The sequence below is a fragment of the Microbulbifer mangrovi genome, assembly GCF_002009015.1.
GTDB lineage: Bacteria > Pseudomonadota > Gammaproteobacteria > Pseudomonadales > Cellvibrionaceae > Microbulbifer > Microbulbifer mangrovi.
Genome location: NZ_LZDE01000322.1, coordinates 25,928 through 41,546, shown reverse-complemented (window position 1 = coordinate 41,546; position 15,619 = coordinate 25,928). Strand labels below are relative to the sequence as shown.

Genomic DNA, 15,619 nt, shown 5'->3' with positions numbered 1-15,619 from the left:
GACCAGCGCCATGGCCTCGGCCAGCGCCACCGGTGTGAGCTCCGGGCCGCCGGTCACATCGCCGAGAGCATAAATCGAGGTCACGCTGCTGCGGAAGTTATCATCCACACCGATGGTGCCGTCCTTGTGCAGTACCACACCCAGCCTCTCCAGACCCAGCCCGCGGGTATTGGGCTTGCGGCCGGTGGCGTACAACACTGCGTCAACCTCTAGCTCACCACCCTCGGCATCAATTACCTTGAGACTCCCGTTGACCTGCTTCTCGATGGATTTCACATCGTGGTTAAAATGCAGGTTCACCTGCTTTTTACCCATCTCGTCACGCACAAAGTTTCGGATATCCCGGTCGAAACCGCGCAGGAACAGATCGCGACGGTACGACAGGTGCGTCTCGACTCCCAACCCGGCGAAGATTCCGGCGAACTCCACCGCGATATAGCCACCACCGACCACGAGTACACGTTGCGGCATGACTTCCAGGGAAAACACCTCATTGGAGGTAATCACGTGCTCGCTACCGGGAAAGTCCGGCACGAAAGGCCAGCCACCGGTAGCCACAAGAATACGCTCAGCGGTATAGGTGTTATCGCCAACCACCACCTCCTGGCGACCGGTCAATTTGGCGCGACCATCAATAATCTGCACCCCGGCGTTACCCAACAGCTTGCGGTAGATGCCATTGAGCCGCGTAATTTCCTTGGCGTTGTTGTCGCGCAGGGTCGGCCACACAAAGCTGGCCTCGGTCTGCCCCTGCCATCCGTAGGCCTGCGCGTCCTCGAACGCCTCGCGATAGCTACTTGCGTACACAAAGAGCTTTTTGGGCACACACCCTACATTGACGCAGGTGCCGCCCATGTACCGATCTTCGGCGACAGCCACACGCATACCCGTAGCGGCGGCCATTCGAGCGGCACGCACGCCACCGGAGCCTGCGCCAATTACGAAAAGATCGAAATCAAACTCTGACAAAATCCACTCCTAACACAAGTTGCGCCCCGGATTCCCGCGAAACCGAAACGCTCAAATTTTCTTCATTAACCCAACAAAAAACACACAACAACCGGGTGCCACTACACCGATTTTGCATTGAAAAACCGGTACTGGTTCAGCAAATAGCACATTACTGACTAATCATACTTAAAAGCCGTTGACATCAGATTGGCGTTTCGTTATTCATGTGACGTTTATCACAATAACAAGCCTGATAGCGAAAACAACAGCAGGGCATGCAAAATGAAAACGTTTCACAGATCAAAAGCCGCGCCTTCCCACAGCCTCGCGCAGAAGTGTAAATTCCTGCCGCTAAAAGCGGCGATGATGACGAGCCTGATTGCGCTGTGCAGTACTTCAGTGTCTGCCAAAACTCACCCTTCCTACCTGACCGAAAGCTATTGTGACGGCCTGGTAGAACAGTTTGTAGACTCGGGTATGCGCAGTTTAGGAAAGTACGTCAACGAGAACTTCAAACCGGAGTATAAGGGCGGTATTCGCAACACCATCAACTTTCTCAATCAGCGTGCAGAGTGGCTGGGTGAGTGCGACGAGTACCTGAACGATACCGCGAACAGCCGCGTTTTTTACGACGACAAAAACACCAAAGCTATTTTCGATGCCATGAAAGAGCTGGCAAAGGAGCTGCAACTGGTGCGTGAGGGGGTCGAGTACCCGGATGAGTCCGGCACCAACAATCCCAGACCATTCATCAAGAGCCGTTACGAAACGCTGGCCACCCTGGTGGATCAGCACCACACCCGCCTACTGATGAAAAAGCAGTTCCAGTAATGCGCATGCAGGCCCCTCGGGGCCTGCCGCATTTACGCAGGCGGAAACTGCGCAATATCAATCTACCTGCCCGGGCCCACGGTTATCGCTCCGTCGCGCCGAAACCTTTGCCGCTGCAGACCGTGACACAGCCTCATCCGGCCAGCGGTTCTGCTCGCGCCCCAGCAAGCGCTCCTTGAGACTACTGGCGATACGCTTGGTGAGCGCACCGAGTCGCGGCCTCTGCTTTTCAGAAAAGGGGATAGGTCGGCAGCTGTGCACTGCGGCCAGACCGATACGTGCCATAAACAAACTCGCCCCCATGCCCTGCCCCAGGCGTGCAGACACGGTGCTCAGCATGCTGTCACCCACCAGTTCCGGCCACAGTTCACTGACGGCATACTCACTGGCGCCACTGTAGGCCACCAGGGCGAGAATTTTCTTGAACAGGCGCCAGCGCACCACCATGGAGGGGCGCACACCGTAGATCTGTGCCACATCGTCGATCATTCGCATGGACTGGCGCAGAGCGACGAGCACATCGAGCGTAGTGAACGGACTCAGCCCCACCAGCGCACCGGTGGTGGTTGCGTGGCGGACAATACGCCGCAGCGCCTCCTGATCCAGCGCCTCGAAAAAATTGAGCTCGAGATGGCGCAGCAGTTCACTGTTGTCGTAGTAGTCCGGGGTTTCCTCCTGCACCCTCGCCAATAGCGCGCCCTGCGGTTTACCGGCAAATAACTCCTGCAGCTGCTGATTGAGTGGTGCCACCGCATCGGTGGCGCGACTGTCGCGCACCTCCGCCGCGAGTTGCTGGGTTTTCTGCAACTTTCTCAGTGGTTTACCGGCGCGAAAATACTCCCACACCGCACTGGCCATGGTGAGCACCAGCGCCCCGATAATAACTCCAGCCAGTAGCCCCAGGGTCCAGTGCATATCTGCGGCCCAGTAGAAAAACTGGCGCAACTCCCAGAAAACCGCCCCGAATGCCAACGCCAGACCGGCAAGCAGTGCCGGCTTCCACATCCGAAGGCGAAAAAATGGCAGACGCAATTCTGAAAACGAGATCTTGTCCGGCAGAGATTCACCGGTGGTAATAGAGCGCGGTAACTCTCCGGGCTCATCTGCCAGGGACTCCACCCGGGTGCTGGCGCGCTCGTGCGCTGCAGGCTCCTCCACCTCCAGGTTTTCGATTCTGGTCTGGCGGCGGGGCTTGGGCGCGGGTTTCGCGCCGGGTTCATTGTCCAGTCGATCGTCGGAGGCGCTCATTACACCTTGTCTCCCAACAGCAGATTAAGCAGCGCATCAATGCGGATATGGGGCATATACCCCTCACGGCCGATACCCACAGGCGGGCGCAACTGCGGCGGCAGTCCGCCAGTGTAATGCCGCCATTCACCGTCCTGCGGCAGGTGCGTCATGATCTCGGCATTCTCAAAGCCGAGATAGCGGCCATCCATCGCGTGCCCCACCAGCATACGGCGCCCATCGCGGACACTTTCATTGGAGCAGCGCACCGCGGCAATGGCTTCACAATACAGGGGCAAGCCGCGGTGGCGGGCACCGGAGAAAACCTGCTGTAACTGTTGCCCCAGCAACTGTCGCAAAGCGTCGTGATCTGCCGCCAGCACCTGATCCACCTTGGTTGCAGCAAACACCAGCCTGTCGATCCGCGGACGCCACAATTTACGTAGCAAGCCGTTGCTACCGTAGCGGAAAGTGTCAGCGATATGCCCGAACGCCTTGCGCATATCCTCCAGGGATTCCTCTCCGGCAAACAGGGTGCCGATCAGATCCACCAGCACCAGCTGGCGGTCCAGGTGGCGGAAATGGCTGTCCACAAAGGGCGCCACCCGCTCCTCGACGTAGCTCCGGTAACGCGCCTCCAGTACCTTATAAACACTGTCATCCGGCAGAGACTGCAATTCGTCCTGCGACTGATGGCTCAAGCCCGGCAGTGGGAAAAAGCCGTATTCTTCACTATCGAGAAGTGCTCTGCCCGGCTGCAGATAACTCAGTTTCCGCTCACTGCGACAATCCCTGAGAAACTGACGGTAGTTCTGCCAGAGGCTATCCAGTTTGGCCGACTCCACAACAGTATCCGGCGCCAGAGCATTCAGTTGCGACAACAGCTCCGGGGCAAGCTCCGCACGGGGTGCACCGTCCAGCAGATCCCGCTGATGACGACACCAGGTGGCGAAATCCATACGCAGCAGCGGCAGGTCCATCAGCCACTCGCCGGGATAATCGCGCAACTCGAGTATCACCTTCTGACGGTAATCGCGCCCCAGGCGCCGCCCCTGCAGGTGTACGTGGAGCTCGAGGGCTGAGAGATCGCGGGTGGATTCGGGCCAGCGCGGAGGGCTAGCGGTGAGGGCATCCAGGCAGCGCTGGTATTCAAACAGCGGCAATCCGGTATCGAGGGCGGGATGCAGCTCGGCGCCCAACAGACGGCCGTTCAAAGCCGGCGCAAACCCGGGCAGCTGGGCCTTGTCAGGGTGACTGAGCTGGTAGATAAGGCTGCTGATAAGGGTAGACTTTCCGGCACCGCTGAGACCAGTGATACCGATACAGATACGCTTGTCGAGAAGACGCTCAGCGGCCCAGTGGGACTTGTCTCGCGCTTCTTTGCGCAAATGTTTGAAGCGCTGCCGGAGGGCGCGCAAGCGGTGTTTGGCGCCCTTGCCGGGCTCGCGGCCATCGCCGTCAGATGCGCTCATGAATACTCCCTGTATCCACCGGCTGCGTCACGGCCAGCAGTTAAGCAGATTTGCACGGGCACCGGCGCAGAATGCCCAGCAATACCCTGTATCGGCAACACCTGAGATAGCGACGCGACGGTCCCCGGTACTGCCATTGCAATCAGTGTAATGAAAGCAAGATGGAGGCCCGGATGACCGTTTCAACCCCTTGAGTCTAAAGCTTTAACGTAGATAGCCGGGCGCAGGTTACTCCACCAGCGCCACGTCACCAGAGCCCATCACCGAGAAAGACTCGTGCGCGGGGCGTTTCAGCACGATATCGCCGGACCCCATTACTGCGCCACCCGCGTTAGTAGCACTCAGGCTGCGCCCCATAAAGTCGCCGGACCCCATCACCGTCACGTTCAGGTTGGCCACCTTGCCGCCGATGGCCATATCCCCGGAGCCCTTGATCTGCGCGGAAAAATCCTCGCCGATAAAGTTGTCCATACGGATGTCGCCGGAACCGGTGATGCCCGCTGAGCCGTGTACGGCCAGCACCGTGCCCAGAATCAGGTCCCCGGAGCCGGTAACCCCGGTGCTCAGGGTTTCAGCAGCTACCTTCTCCACCCGGATCAGGCCGGAGCCGGTCACACGCAGCTCGAGCTTTTCACTTTCCAGGGTATCGGCGGTGGCATCGCCGGAACCGGTGACGCGTATGCCATTGATCGCGGGCAGGGTCACACGGAACTCGATCTCGGGCTCACTGCTGACGGTGACAACCCCGAACAGGCTCTTGCTGTCCTGCTCCACGGAGAGCTCAAGGGTATCGCGCTTCACTTCCGCCTTGGCATAGGCCAGGTCAGACTCCTCACCGTGGGCAGTAACCGAAAAAGAATCCCCCTGAACCACCTTAAGGTTGGAACTTCCTTTCACTGCAATGGCAGTAAATCCGTCCAGCGGGTATGAGCGGCTGCCCTGCTGGGCCTGCGCGGCGACCGCAGCGAGCGACAGCGCGAGGGCCAGAGAAACGAAAATAGACAATCTGCGAAGCATGATCTGTTTACCTGTTCTTGTTGATTGCCAGTAGGACGCGGCGACAGTCGCGGATGGATGCACCCACCCGCAACTTTTTAACACGGTTGGGCTAGTCGGCGTCCTGGCGATAACCGAGCTCGACCAACGCCTGGCGGAGCTTTGCCGCCTCCGCGGCGAGATCCTCGGACTCCGCCTGCTTCTGCAGGGCGAAGTCCAGATCCGCGATTTCATTGATCGGCACCAGGTGGTAGTGAGTGTGAGGCACTTCGATGCCGGCCACCATCACCCCGACCCGCTTAGGCGAATACACTTGCTTTTGCGCCTTGGCGACCTTGCTCGCCACATCCATAAGGTGAGCGGAGACGTCGGCCGGTACGTCGTCCCAGTGATTGATCTCTTCAACGGGAATTACCAGGCAGTGCCCCGGCTTGATCGGCGCAATAGTCATGATGGCTACCGCGACATCGTCGCGCCAGACAAAATGGCCGGGCAGGTCGCCGTTGATGATCTGGGTAAAAATGCTCGCCATTGTCAGTGCCTCTTATTCCTGTTCTGGTCCATGCTTCGGTGACTGTCCCGCGCCTTCTATCTGCCGCGAAACTCAACTGGCAAGTCTACCAGCGGCACTTCGCCCCACGCCACTTCCGGGCGTATTCATCTCGCATTCAGGGATTTTTTTCCTAGCCGCCGAAGGTTTCAACGCCCAAATCCTGCACGAAATTAAACGCACCGGCACAACCCGTGGAAGAGTGTGACAATTTCGTGCGGCTTCGTTGGCAGCGGTATATCCATCCCGTAATCTTGCCGCCCATATCGCGACAGGCAGTCCCCAGCCCACACCCGGGCCTCCGGTACAGACACGGAATCAGCACGGGCGCATACGCAGAATCGAGGCAAACCGGGCGCCATCGCGACACGATCACAAGAATGATTACCGTCTCACAGGGGGAATCTACCTATGCCGAAAGTTGTACCTGTTCTCGTACACAAACCCGTCACACCGGAAGCCCAGGGCTGCAGTCCCGGTTTCGACGAGCAGGGTCCGCTCGCCCAACTGGGCGGCCGCCCCTTCGTGCACGAAACCGTCGGCGAGTTCTATCACGCCATCGGCAAATACCTGACCCCGGAAGATACCGCCGATCACGACAAGCAGCACAGTCGTCAGGCGCAGTTCCTGAGCCACGCTCTGTCCGGCCAGTCCGAGCCGATCCACAGCGCCCGCGCCAATTTCCTCGCCCGGGGGCTGAATCCGGCGCTGTTCGAGGCTCTGCTGGAGTATTTCGAGGCGCGCCTGCTCGAAATAGGTGTCTCATCCGCTGCCAGCAATCGCCTGGTGCGCGCGGCTGGGGACCTCTACGAGCGCTGCCAGGCACCGCTGTGTATCGCCTGCTAGCACCGGAAAAACGGTGCTAGGCCTCGATTGAGGCCTGTTCGCGGAGCGCCGTCCGGCCCGCTCTGCAGTTCTCCTCCCGGCCCCTCGGTTGCGAGGGCCGGAGCCGCCCCATACAATGCCCCCTCACACAGCCTTTATCCCCGTTTGCTTTTCCTTCCGTAAGCGGTAAGCGCTACAACTCACTCTCAAGATACAAGAGATTGCCAATGAAAATTGCTAACCACAGTGTGGTGGAGATCAACTACACCCTGAAAGATGCCGAAGGCACCGTGATCGACTCCTCCGAAGGTGGACAGCCGCTGAAGTACCTGCAGGGTGTGGGCAATATTATCCCCGGCCTGGAAAAGGAAATGCTGGACAAGAGCGCTGGCGACAAATTCACCGTCGTCATCTCCCCGGAAGAAGGCTACGGCCCGCAGAACCCAGAGCTGATCCAGACTCTGCCGACCAGCGCTTTCGGCGGTGTGGAAAAGCTGGAAGTGGGCATGGCGTTCCGCGCCCAGAGCACTGAAGGCCATCCCATCGAAGTGGAAATCATCGACATCGACGGCGACCAGGTCACCATCAACGGCAACCACCCGCTGGCAGGTGTAGAACTGCACTTCGAAATCGAAGTCGTTGCCGTGCGTGAAGCCACGCCGGAAGAAATCGATCACGGTCACGTACACTAAGTGATCGCTGCGTGCAGGGCCGCCCGGCCCTGCACTCTCCCCAAGCCAGCACCCCCGATCCAGGCCTAGACTGATTTCAGAATCCCCGCGCGAAGTAATCCCGGAATTTCCCCATGCCCCTGAGCGACTCCTATCTGCAACGATTTGGCGGTATCGCCCGACTCTACGGTGAACCGGCGCTGGCGCGCCTGCACGACGCACACGTGGTAGTGATCGGTATTGGCGGTGTGGGCAGCTGGACCGCGGAAGCGCTGGCGCGCAGCGGTATCGGCAAGATTACCCTGATTGATCTCGACGATATCTGCATCACCAACACCAACCGCCAGATCCACGCGCTAGTCGACACGGTGGGGGATATCAAGGTGTCCGTAATGGCGGAACGACTGCGCGCAATCAATCCGGACATCGCGATCGAAACCCACGAAGACTTTATCGCCAGCGACAATTTCGCCGAGCTACTGGCCCCGGAAAAAGCGCCGATTGATATCGTGATTGATGCTTTCGATAACGCCCGTATCAAGGCAGCGCTGATCGCCTACTGCAAGGCACGCAAGATCCGCCTGGTGACCGTAGGCTCTGCAGGCGGCAAGAAGGACCCCACAAAAATTACCTGCGCAGACCTGGGGCGCACAGTCAGCGACCCGATGTTGGCCAAGGTGCGCCAACACCTGTACCGCTTCCACAACTTCCAGAAGTCCAGCAAGCGCCAGTTCGGGATAGACGCCATCTACTCCGCGGAACCCATGGTGTACCCACAGCCGGACGGACAGGTGTGCCAGCAGAAAAGCGGCATGCAAAACGGGGTAAAACTGGATTGCAGCGGCGGTTTCGGCGCCGCCACCATGGTCACCGCCACCTTCGGTCTTGTCGCGGCCAGTAAGGCCATCGAGCGGATTGTGAAACGAGGCTGATTCCCGGTTTAACCCGCAGGCTCGGACATCAGTGTAAACGCGCGCTCCATCAGCGCGCGAAATCCATTGCTGCGCGACTCGCTCAATTGCTGTGCCAGCCCCAGCTCCTCGAACAACGCTTCCAGTTCAGCCCGGCTTACCCGCCCAGTAGGCTGTCCACTCAATTGGGTCAGCAGCAGTGCACCGAGACCTTTTACGATCCGGCTGTCACTATCCAGCGCAAACAGGTGCTTGCCACCCTCGCAGCGATGCACCAGCCAGGCGCTGGATTCACATCCGCGCACCAGGTTTTGTTCGCGGCGAATCGAATCCTTGCGAGAAATAGTTTTTGCCCATCCCATCAGGATCCTATAACGGTCCTGCCAGGTTTTGCGACTGCGCAGTGCGTCGACCTCCAGCGTCGAGAGGTCATCCGTAACCCAATCGCGAACAGTAGTAACAGGGATTGCCGGCAGCGGCTCGCTGGTATCTTCGGCGTCCAGCTGCGCGAAGAATTCCTCAACCCCGGCTACAAACCGCTCCGCGTCCTGGCGGGTGTTGTACGCGGCAAAGGACGCGCGCACCGTAGCGGTGTGACCCGCTGCACGCAGCAGCGGCTGGGCGCAGTGATGCCCCACCCGCACCGCAATATCCCTCCCGTCGAGCCACTGGGCAAGGTCAATTGCCGCGTACCGCGGATGGCTGAAAGTGACGATTCCGAGATTGCTATGACTGTGACTCAGCAGCACCAACTCGGGAATCTGCGCCAGGCGGTCGTGCAGGTACTGCTGCAGGCCCTGCTCGTGCCGGGCCATGGCTGCGCGGTCGCAGCACCCCAGGAACTTGAGACAGGCACCGAGTCCGGCAATGGCAGCCAGGGAAGAGGTTCCCGCCTCAAAACGATGCGGCAAATCGGCAAACTCGCTGGCCAGCAGATCGACGCTGGTGATCATCTCCCCACCGCCCTGCCACGGCGGCAGCCCTGCCAGCACCGCCTCGCGTCCGAACACCAGCCCGATACCGGTGGGACCGTAAAACTTGTGTGCAGAACAGACAAAGAAATCGCAACCGATCTCTGCCACATCGACAATTTCGTGCGCCGCCAGCTGCGCACCATCCAGTACCCACATCAGATCACGCCCGGATAGCGCCTTACGCAACGCTTGTAGATCGGTGCGAAACCCGAGTGCATTGGAACCGGCAGTTACCGAGACGATGCGAGTGCGCGATGTGAGCACCTCCCCGATACGCGCAAAGTTGGGTACACCACGCTCGTCCGGCACAAAGCGCAATTGCAGATTGTAACGCTCGGCCATCATCTGCCAGGGAACCAGATTCGCATGATGCTCTGCGGTGGAAAGCAGGATCTCATCTCCCGCAGCCAATGTCGCGCACAGACTGTTGGCCAGTAAATTCAGCCCCTCGGTGGCGCCGCGGGTGAAGATGACTTCCCGGGGGGATTGCGCACCGAGGAACCCCGCCGCATCGCGCCGCACCTCCTCCACCATTTCCGTCGCGCGCCGTGCCAGTCGATGGCTGGAGCGGTGAGTGTTTGCATTCGCATGCAGGTAAAATTCACTGATGCCCTCAATGACACAGGCCGGCTTCTGTGTGGTTGCCGCATTATCCAGATACACGAGGTCGCGGTTTTCATTTTGCTGGAACAGCGGAAACCGCTGTTTAAATTCTTCGGCAGAGAAAGTCATAAATCGAATAGCGCCTGCGTATTTTTTCCAGTTCGGGCGACGATGGTTTCTACCGGCACTTCGCGCAGCGCCGCCAGTGTTTCAGCCACAGCCGGCAAGTATTCCGGGCTATTGCGCTCACCCTGACGCCCGGCATGAGGCATATCCGGGGCGTCAGATTCCAACAGCAGGTACTCGAGCGGAACGTCGGTCAGGGTCCTGCGGGTCTTGACGGCGCGTTCATAGGTGATGGTCCCCCCCACCCCCAGATAAAAACCGAGCTTGATATATTCCTCGGCAATTTCCCGGCTGCCGGTGAATGCGTGAATTACACCACCCCGTTTCACTGCAGCCTTTTTTAACGCGCGGATGACTTCATTGTGAGCGCGCACACTGTGCACGATTACCGGCAGCGACAGCGTATTGGCAGCCTCCAGCTGCGCTTCAAACACAGCGAGCTGCTGCTCCAGCGGAGTATCAATATTGCCATCCAGCCCGCACTCTCCCACCGCCACACAGCACCCTGCACCCTGCCGGCGTTCGCGCTCTACCCGCTCAACCACCGCGCGGGATAACTGCTCCGGGGAAAGGGTAAGCTGGGACACCCACCAGGGATGTACACCCGCCGCGCCGTACCAGCCCGCTTGCGCATTCACCATCGCAAACAGCTGTCGCCACTGGGGAATACTCACCCCCGGAATCACCAGTGCCTGGATACCGTGCTGCTGACAACTGGCCCAGACCCGCTCCCGGTCTGCGGCAAACGCATCAAAATCAAAATGACAGTGACTGTCGATCAGGGGCATTAGAAGGCTCGGAAATGTTTTACGGCGCGGGCAGTGGCGAACGGACAATACCCGGTAGTCCAAGACGTGAATTGTAGGTCGCGCGCCGTAGAATTGCGACGGCGGGATCGACTGGCAGTTTCTGCCAGCACCAAAGCACACGTGCCAGGAGGGAAAGAGGAAACACACCGACAAGGACAAGCGGAAATGCAAGGGAGGGTGAAAGGCGGCAGCAGATTACCGAGAAGGAACGGGAGGCCAACATCATCCTCATGCTGCCCCCGAGTTTCGCGGACTGGTTTAATCGCGCACCAGTTTGCGCCCCTCTTCCAGTTCCACCCGGAAGTTCTTGACCATCTGGCGCAGGAACAGGCCCGGCGCCAGCTTGTACAGATAGGCACCCAGCAGGGATTTGTCGCGTGGGAACAAACGCTCCTTGCCGGCCATCTGCGCCGCTACAATCCGGTCCGCCATCCAGTCCGCACTGCGAACCTGGCCGATAGTGCTCTGCGCATGGCGGGCTCGCCCGCCGTCGCCGGACAGGGCATTGGTGTCAATATCCGTGGCTACAAAGCTTGGATAAACCATCAGTACACTGACGCCCTCCTCGCGAACCTCTTCGCGGAAGGTTTCAAAGTACTGATGTAGCGCGCTCTTTGCCGCACAGTAGCCCGCACGTCCCAGCACCGGCATCCAGCCAGCCATGGAGCTAATATTCACCACACAGCCGCAAGCTGCACGCAGCGACGCCAACAGCCCTTGTGCCAGTTCCACCGGCGCGTGGTAATCCACCGCCATCACCCGGCGAATCACCGTATTGGTCGTCTGGGTAGAAAGACTGCGATGGGTGATACCGGCATTGTTGACCAGCAAATCCACATGCGGATAGAGCGCGCGAAGGCGCTCGCACAATTCCGCCACGGCACTTTCACTGGAAAGGTCGGCAACAAATACGTCTGCGTCAATATCCTGCTGCTCGAGTTCACGACCACGGGCCGCCAGTGCTTCGCCATTGACATCCACCAGGGCAAATCGCAGCGGCGTCTCGCCGGCGTGCGCCCTCACCAGCGACTGAACCAGCGCCCAGCCGAGACCACCGGCGGCGCCAGTGACGACAACCACGTTTTGACGGTTGATGCGCTTGATACCCGCCACACTCATGCCGGAACTCCTCGCTGTTCAGCGAGATCAGCACGAGTGATATTTGCCTCGCCGGGGTCAACGTCGATTCCCAGGGCCTCGGAGGCGAAATAGGCAAAGGCTTCCGCGGAGGTTTTTCTGGGCTGGTAGCCCAACTCACTTTTCAAGCGCGTGTTCAGCAACACCGGCCGATACTGCAAGAACATGACTTGCGCGGGCTGTACATTCCCCAGGCGCAAGTGGAAACTGACCCACAAAAGCGCTTTCAACAACCACACCGGCGGGCGCCGCAGTGGCTTGCCGAGTAACCGCGCAATCTCCGCCGGGGTCAGGGCGCCATCACCAGCAAGATTGAAAATGCCGCTGGCACTGTGCACCACGCCATATTCAATCGCGCCGATCACATCCTCATCCCAGATGAAGACAAACGGGGAATTGTGACCACCCGGATCGAGGATCGCGCTGCCGGAAAACAGCCCACTGATCTTGCTGTTGGTGGTGGCGCCGATAATGGAACAGGGGCGAAAGATCAGCTGCTTGAGCTGAGGGTGCCGCTGTCGATATTCCGCCAGCATCTCCTCTACCAGGCGCTTGTGGTCGGAGTAGGCAAATTCCGGATTGCCACGCAACGCGTGGGTTTCTTCCAGCCACGCGGGATTATCGGCATGGTACCCGTATGCGGCCCCACTGCTGGTGAGGGTAAGGTGCTCGACACCGGCGGTAATACAGGCCTCCAGCACATTGCGCGTGCCCTCAACATCGATGCAGTATTCCCGCGCGCGATCACGGCCCGGCGACACTACAGATGCCAGGTGCACTACATGGGTAATGCGCTCAGCCCGCATCAATTCGGCGAGTGCAGCATCGCAGATATCCATTACAAACAGCGGGAAAGATGTTTCACGGTGCTGGATATCCACCCCTACCACCGACATGTTTTTTCCCAGGAGATCCCCAAGCTGGCCGCCCACATAACCGGCGGCACCGGTAATCAATACCCTTTTTTCACTCATTTCAATACAGCTCTTATTGTTGTCGTTGGCACACAAACGCTACGGGTATTCACCCGCAGCTTCCGGGGTCGCGGCGAGCAAGCGGCGCTGGCTGTAGTTCCAGTAGCCCGCGAGGCTCAAGCCCGACACCAGGTGCCAGACACCCCAAAAACCGGCGATGACCAACATCTCTCCCGCCTCGGGATAAAAAGTAAACAGGATCGCCAGCGCCAGCCCGGAGTTCTGTATGCCCACTTCCATAGTGACCGCACGGCGGTCTCCCTGCGGCAGTCGTGCAGCGCGGCTCGCGAGGTCTCCCACCAGAAAAGCGATGGCGTTGTGCGCAATGACCAGTACCAGCACCGCTCCGGCGACCTGCACTGCGGTCTGCCAGTGTTTGCTGAAAGAAATCACTACAAACAGCAGGAACACCATCAGCGATGCGGTACGGAAATGACGCTCGCTGCGCTCGGCGAAGCCGGGAAACTTTGCGCCGACAATCATCCCCAGTGCCATGGGCAGCGCCAGAACCAGCACCACCATCAGCACCATATTTTCCGCGGGGAGCGCAATGGCTTGCAGCGCGTCGCGCGTATTGGGGTTGAGACTGCCGTACAGGGCAAAGTTGAACGGGGTCATGACCACCGCAGCAAGACTGGAAATGGCGGTCATGCTGACCGAGGTGGCCACGTTCGCGCGCCCGATCCAGGTCATGACGTTGGAGAAGCTACCGCCGGGGCAACAGGACACGAGGATCATTCCCAGCGCCAGCCCAGGACTGATGTCCAACGCCCAGGTACCCAGGCAGGTGACGGCCGGCAGCAACAGGAATTGCGCCAGCAGCCCGGTTACCGGCGCCACCGGGCGACGGAGCACACGGCTGAAGTCCGCTGTGCGCAGCCCCATGGAAACCCCAAACATCATGAACGCGAGCACCGCGTTCAGCGCGATCAGCGCCGCGGGAGACATCTGGAAGCTGTCAATGGAGCTTGTGACTACAGTATTCAAATCATTCATGGCGTAGCGACCTCAGCGGGTCGCCGCGGCCGAATTGGATGAAAAACGTGCAGTATCCGCAACCGGGACATCCCGGAGCAAGTCCCGAGTGTGACCAGCCAGTGCTTTCAGGTAGGTATCCTTGTGCACGTAGTAGGCCATGCGCTCCAGCTTCAGGTAGTTCATACCCCCATCCGCGCGCTCGCCCGCAGCGGCGCGCTTGGTCTGCTGCAGCTTGCGCGCGGAATCCGCGCCGGCCGCCAGCTGCTTGATATACAGCGCGACCATTTCTGCCTGCCGGTTGCGACCTTCCCAGCCGAGGCCGGCGGCCTCCACCATCCCCATCACGAACAGGTTGTCGTATTCCGGGTGGAACACATTCAGGTACAGCCGTGGCGCAAACCCTTCCCAGTTCAGGTGCGCGCGATCGATAAACGGATAGTGCAGCTTGTAGCCGGTGGCCATCATGACCATGTCGTACTCGTCGCTGCTGCCATCGGCAAAAGTCACCTTGTTGCCATTGACCTCAGAGATATCCTTGCGCGGTTTGATATCGCCGTGGCCGATATGGTGCAGGATCAGCGAGTTGATCACCGGATGGGATTCGAACATCTTGTAATCCGGCTTGGGCAGGCCGTACTGCTCCGGCGTGCCAAGCATGAATTTGGAGATGGCCGCACTGATACGCTGCTGCACAAATCTCGGCAGCTTGATCTTACCGCCCACCGCATCGGTGGCCTTGCCGCCGATAAACTTGGGCAGGAAGTAATAGCCACGGCGCAGGCTGATATCCACGCTGCTCGCCCGATGGGCGGCATCCACCGCAATATCTGCCCCGCTGTTACCACAACCCACCAGCAGCACCCGCTTACCTTCAAAAATGGCGGGATCTCGATAATCTGAAGAGTGCAGCAGCTCGCCGGAAAACTCGCCCGGCAGCTCCGGCATATTGGGATGATGCAGAGTGCCGTTGGCAATCAGCAGGCCGCCGAATTCGCGTGTCTGCTCCTCACCGCGACAGCGGGTCGTGATAAGCCAGTCACTGCCTACCCGCTCACAGCTCACCACCTCTGTCTCAAACTCATAGTGGCGGTAGAGATCGAAGGACCGCGCATAGTCACGGAAATAATCACGCATATCGCGGTGATGGGGGAAAAGCGCAACGTCTTCGCCCATGGGAAATTCCGCGAATTCGGTCATTTTCTTGGAGGAAATCAGGTGCGCGGACTCGTACATGGTGCTGGTCTCGCTATCGATATCCCACAGCCCACCGACGTCGCTGTGAATCTCGAAGCCCACGCAGGGAATCCCGTGCTTGGCCAGGTTACGTACACTACACAGCCCCATGGGGCCCGCACCGATGACGGCAAAGGGTTTCATTATTTTTCTCCGGGTTTTCCGCTCAGCTGCCATCCCCCAAACCGCGAATGGGTTTGCGTCAGGCGGGCAAACTGACTTGTCATATCGCCTTGGCCGTCAATATAACGTGACATCCCGATGCACCGTCGTCATAATCGGGCAGTATCTGGTTAATTTCGGACAGACGTTTTGCACAGAACTGACAACAGAAGCGTAACTTTAAGCTAC

15 protein-coding genes are annotated in these 15,619 nt (G+C 59.2%); 4 read left to right on the top strand and 11 right to left on the bottom strand.

What is annotated here, in order from left to right:
- The coding region (locus B4U49_RS12160; RefSeq protein WP_078084867.1) for an FAD-dependent oxidoreductase at positions 1-969 on the bottom strand (969 nt) is incomplete at its 3' end.
- Between the two features lie 264 nt (positions 970-1,233).
- Here B4U49_RS12160 and B4U49_RS12155 point away from each other — a divergent pair.
- Entirely contained in the window at positions 1,234-1,782 is a 549-nt protein-coding gene (locus B4U49_RS12155) for a hypothetical protein (RefSeq protein WP_078084866.1), read from the top strand.
- Between the two features lie 57 nt (positions 1,783-1,839).
- On the opposite strand, the gene B4U49_RS12150 is transcribed toward B4U49_RS12155, so the two are convergent.
- The 4 genes from B4U49_RS12150 to B4U49_RS12135 form a co-directional block, all read right to left on the bottom strand.
- Positions 1,840-3,030, bottom strand: coding sequence for a TIGR01620 family protein (locus tag B4U49_RS12150; protein WP_078084865.1), 1,191 nt, complete (start codon positions 3,028-3,030; stop codon positions 1,840-1,842).
- Positions 3,030-4,481 (bottom strand): YcjX family protein, encoded by a 1,452-nt coding sequence (locus B4U49_RS12145; protein ID WP_078084864.1) that lies wholly within the window; start codon positions 4,479-4,481, stop codon positions 3,030-3,032. Before B4U49_RS12145 ends, B4U49_RS12150 begins: the two co-directional genes overlap by 1 nt.
- 228 nt (positions 4,482-4,709) lie before the next feature.
- Positions 4,710-5,498 (bottom strand): GIN domain-containing protein, encoded by a 789-nt coding sequence (locus tag B4U49_RS12140; RefSeq protein WP_078084863.1) that lies wholly within the window; start codon positions 5,496-5,498, stop codon positions 4,710-4,712.
- A 91-nt stretch (positions 5,499-5,589) separates the two neighbouring features.
- Complete coding sequence (locus B4U49_RS12135) at positions 5,590-6,009, bottom strand: HIT family protein (protein WP_078084862.1); 420 nt, start codon at positions 6,007-6,009, stop codon at positions 5,590-5,592.
- 429 nt (positions 6,010-6,438) lie between these two features.
- Here B4U49_RS12135 and B4U49_RS12130 point away from each other — a divergent pair, with 429 nt between their 5' ends.
- The 3 genes from B4U49_RS12130 (at position 6,439) to tcdA (ending at position 8,455) form a co-directional block, all read left to right on the top strand.
- Positions 6,439-6,873 (top strand): globin family protein, encoded by a 435-nt coding sequence (locus B4U49_RS12130; protein WP_239692607.1) that lies wholly within the window; start codon positions 6,439-6,441, stop codon positions 6,871-6,873.
- 206 nt (positions 6,874-7,079) lie between these two features.
- On the top strand, positions 7,080-7,544 hold the full coding sequence (locus B4U49_RS12125) for an FKBP-type peptidyl-prolyl cis-trans isomerase (RefSeq protein WP_078084861.1): 465 nt from the start codon (positions 7,080-7,082) through the stop codon (positions 7,542-7,544).
- 113 nt (positions 7,545-7,657) lie between these two features.
- Positions 7,658-8,455 carry a tRNA cyclic N6-threonylcarbamoyladenosine(37) synthase TcdA gene (tcdA, locus tag B4U49_RS12120; RefSeq protein WP_078084860.1) on the top strand — a complete coding sequence of 266 codons (798 nt, stop codon included), beginning with the start codon at positions 7,658-7,660 and terminating at the stop codon, positions 8,453-8,455.
- An 8-nt stretch (positions 8,456-8,463) separates the two neighbouring features.
- Here the strand turns inward: tcdA and B4U49_RS12115 are convergent, their stop codons facing one another.
- The 6 genes from B4U49_RS12115 to B4U49_RS12090 form a co-directional block, all read right to left on the bottom strand.
- Positions 8,464-10,140, bottom strand: coding sequence for an aminotransferase class V-fold PLP-dependent enzyme (locus B4U49_RS12115; RefSeq protein WP_078084859.1), 1,677 nt, complete (start codon positions 10,138-10,140; stop codon positions 8,464-8,466).
- On the bottom strand, positions 10,137-10,925 hold the full coding sequence (locus B4U49_RS12110) for a TatD family hydrolase (protein ID WP_078084858.1): 789 nt from the start codon (positions 10,923-10,925) through the stop codon (positions 10,137-10,139). The genes B4U49_RS12115 and B4U49_RS12110 overlap by 4 nt, the downstream gene beginning before the upstream one ends.
- 279 nt (positions 10,926-11,204) lie before the next feature.
- The gene (locus tag B4U49_RS12105) at positions 11,205-12,065 is read right to left on the bottom strand and encodes an SDR family NAD(P)-dependent oxidoreductase (RefSeq protein WP_078084857.1); all 861 of its coding nucleotides are present in this window, start codon (positions 12,063-12,065) and stop codon (positions 11,205-11,207) included.
- Complete coding sequence (locus B4U49_RS12100) at positions 12,062-13,057, bottom strand: SDR family oxidoreductase (RefSeq protein WP_078084871.1); 996 nt, start codon at positions 13,055-13,057, stop codon at positions 12,062-12,064. The genes B4U49_RS12105 and B4U49_RS12100 overlap by 4 nt, the downstream gene beginning before the upstream one ends.
- A 39-nt stretch (positions 13,058-13,096) precedes the next feature.
- Positions 13,097-14,053 carry a bile acid:sodium symporter family protein gene (locus B4U49_RS12095; protein ID WP_239692606.1) on the bottom strand — a complete coding sequence of 319 codons (957 nt, stop codon included), beginning with the start codon at positions 14,051-14,053 and terminating at the stop codon, positions 13,097-13,099.
- 12 nt (positions 14,054-14,065) lie between these two features.
- The gene (locus B4U49_RS12090; RefSeq protein ID WP_078084856.1) at positions 14,066-15,412 is read right to left on the bottom strand and encodes a flavin-containing monooxygenase; all 1,347 of its coding nucleotides are present in this window, start codon (positions 15,410-15,412) and stop codon (positions 14,066-14,068) included.
- Between the last annotated feature and the right edge of the window lie 207 nt (positions 15,413-15,619).

Excerpts from the sequence above, each read along its gene's own strand:
- B4U49_RS12135 (WP_078084862.1), bottom strand. The coding sequence starts at position 6,009 with ATGGCGAGCATTTTTACCCAGATCATCAACGGCGACCTGCCCGGCCAT.
- B4U49_RS12115 (WP_078084859.1), bottom strand. The coding sequence starts at position 10,140 with ATGACTTTCTCTGCCGAAGAATTTAAACAGCGGTTTCCGCTGTTCCAG.
- B4U49_RS12100 (WP_078084871.1), bottom strand. The coding sequence starts at position 13,057 with ATGAGTGAAAAAAGGGTATTGATTACCGGTGCCGCCGGTTATGTGGGC.
- tcdA (WP_078084860.1), top strand. The coding sequence starts at position 7,658 with ATGCCCCTGAGCGACTCCTATCTGCAACGATTTGGCGGTATCGCCCGA.
- B4U49_RS12140 (WP_078084863.1), bottom strand. The coding sequence starts at position 5,498 with ATGCTTCGCAGATTGTCTATTTTCGTTTCTCTGGCCCTCGCGCTGTCG.
- B4U49_RS12090 (WP_078084856.1), bottom strand. The coding sequence starts at position 15,412 with ATGAAACCCTTTGCCGTCATCGGTGCGGGCCCCATGGGGCTGTGTAGT.
- B4U49_RS12130 (WP_239692607.1), top strand. The coding sequence starts at position 6,439 with ATGCCGAAAGTTGTACCTGTTCTCGTACACAAACCCGTCACACCGGAA.
- B4U49_RS12150 (WP_078084865.1), bottom strand. The coding sequence starts at position 3,030 with ATGAGCGCCTCCGACGATCGACTGGACAATGAACCCGGCGCGAAACCC.
- B4U49_RS12105 (WP_078084857.1), bottom strand. The coding sequence starts at position 12,065 with ATGAGTGTGGCGGGTATCAAGCGCATCAACCGTCAAAACGTGGTTGTC.
- B4U49_RS12110 (WP_078084858.1), bottom strand. The coding sequence starts at position 10,925 with ATGCCCCTGATCGACAGTCACTGTCATTTTGATTTTGATGCGTTTGCC.
- B4U49_RS12145 (WP_078084864.1), bottom strand. The coding sequence starts at position 4,481 with ATGAGCGCATCTGACGGCGATGGCCGCGAGCCCGGCAAGGGCGCCAAA.
- B4U49_RS12125 (WP_078084861.1), top strand. The coding sequence starts at position 7,080 with ATGAAAATTGCTAACCACAGTGTGGTGGAGATCAACTACACCCTGAAA.
- B4U49_RS12095 (WP_239692606.1), bottom strand. The coding sequence starts at position 14,053 with ATGAATGATTTGAATACTGTAGTCACAAGCTCCATTGACAGCTTCCAG.
- B4U49_RS12155 (WP_078084866.1), top strand. The coding sequence starts at position 1,234 with ATGAAAACGTTTCACAGATCAAAAGCCGCGCCTTCCCACAGCCTCGCG.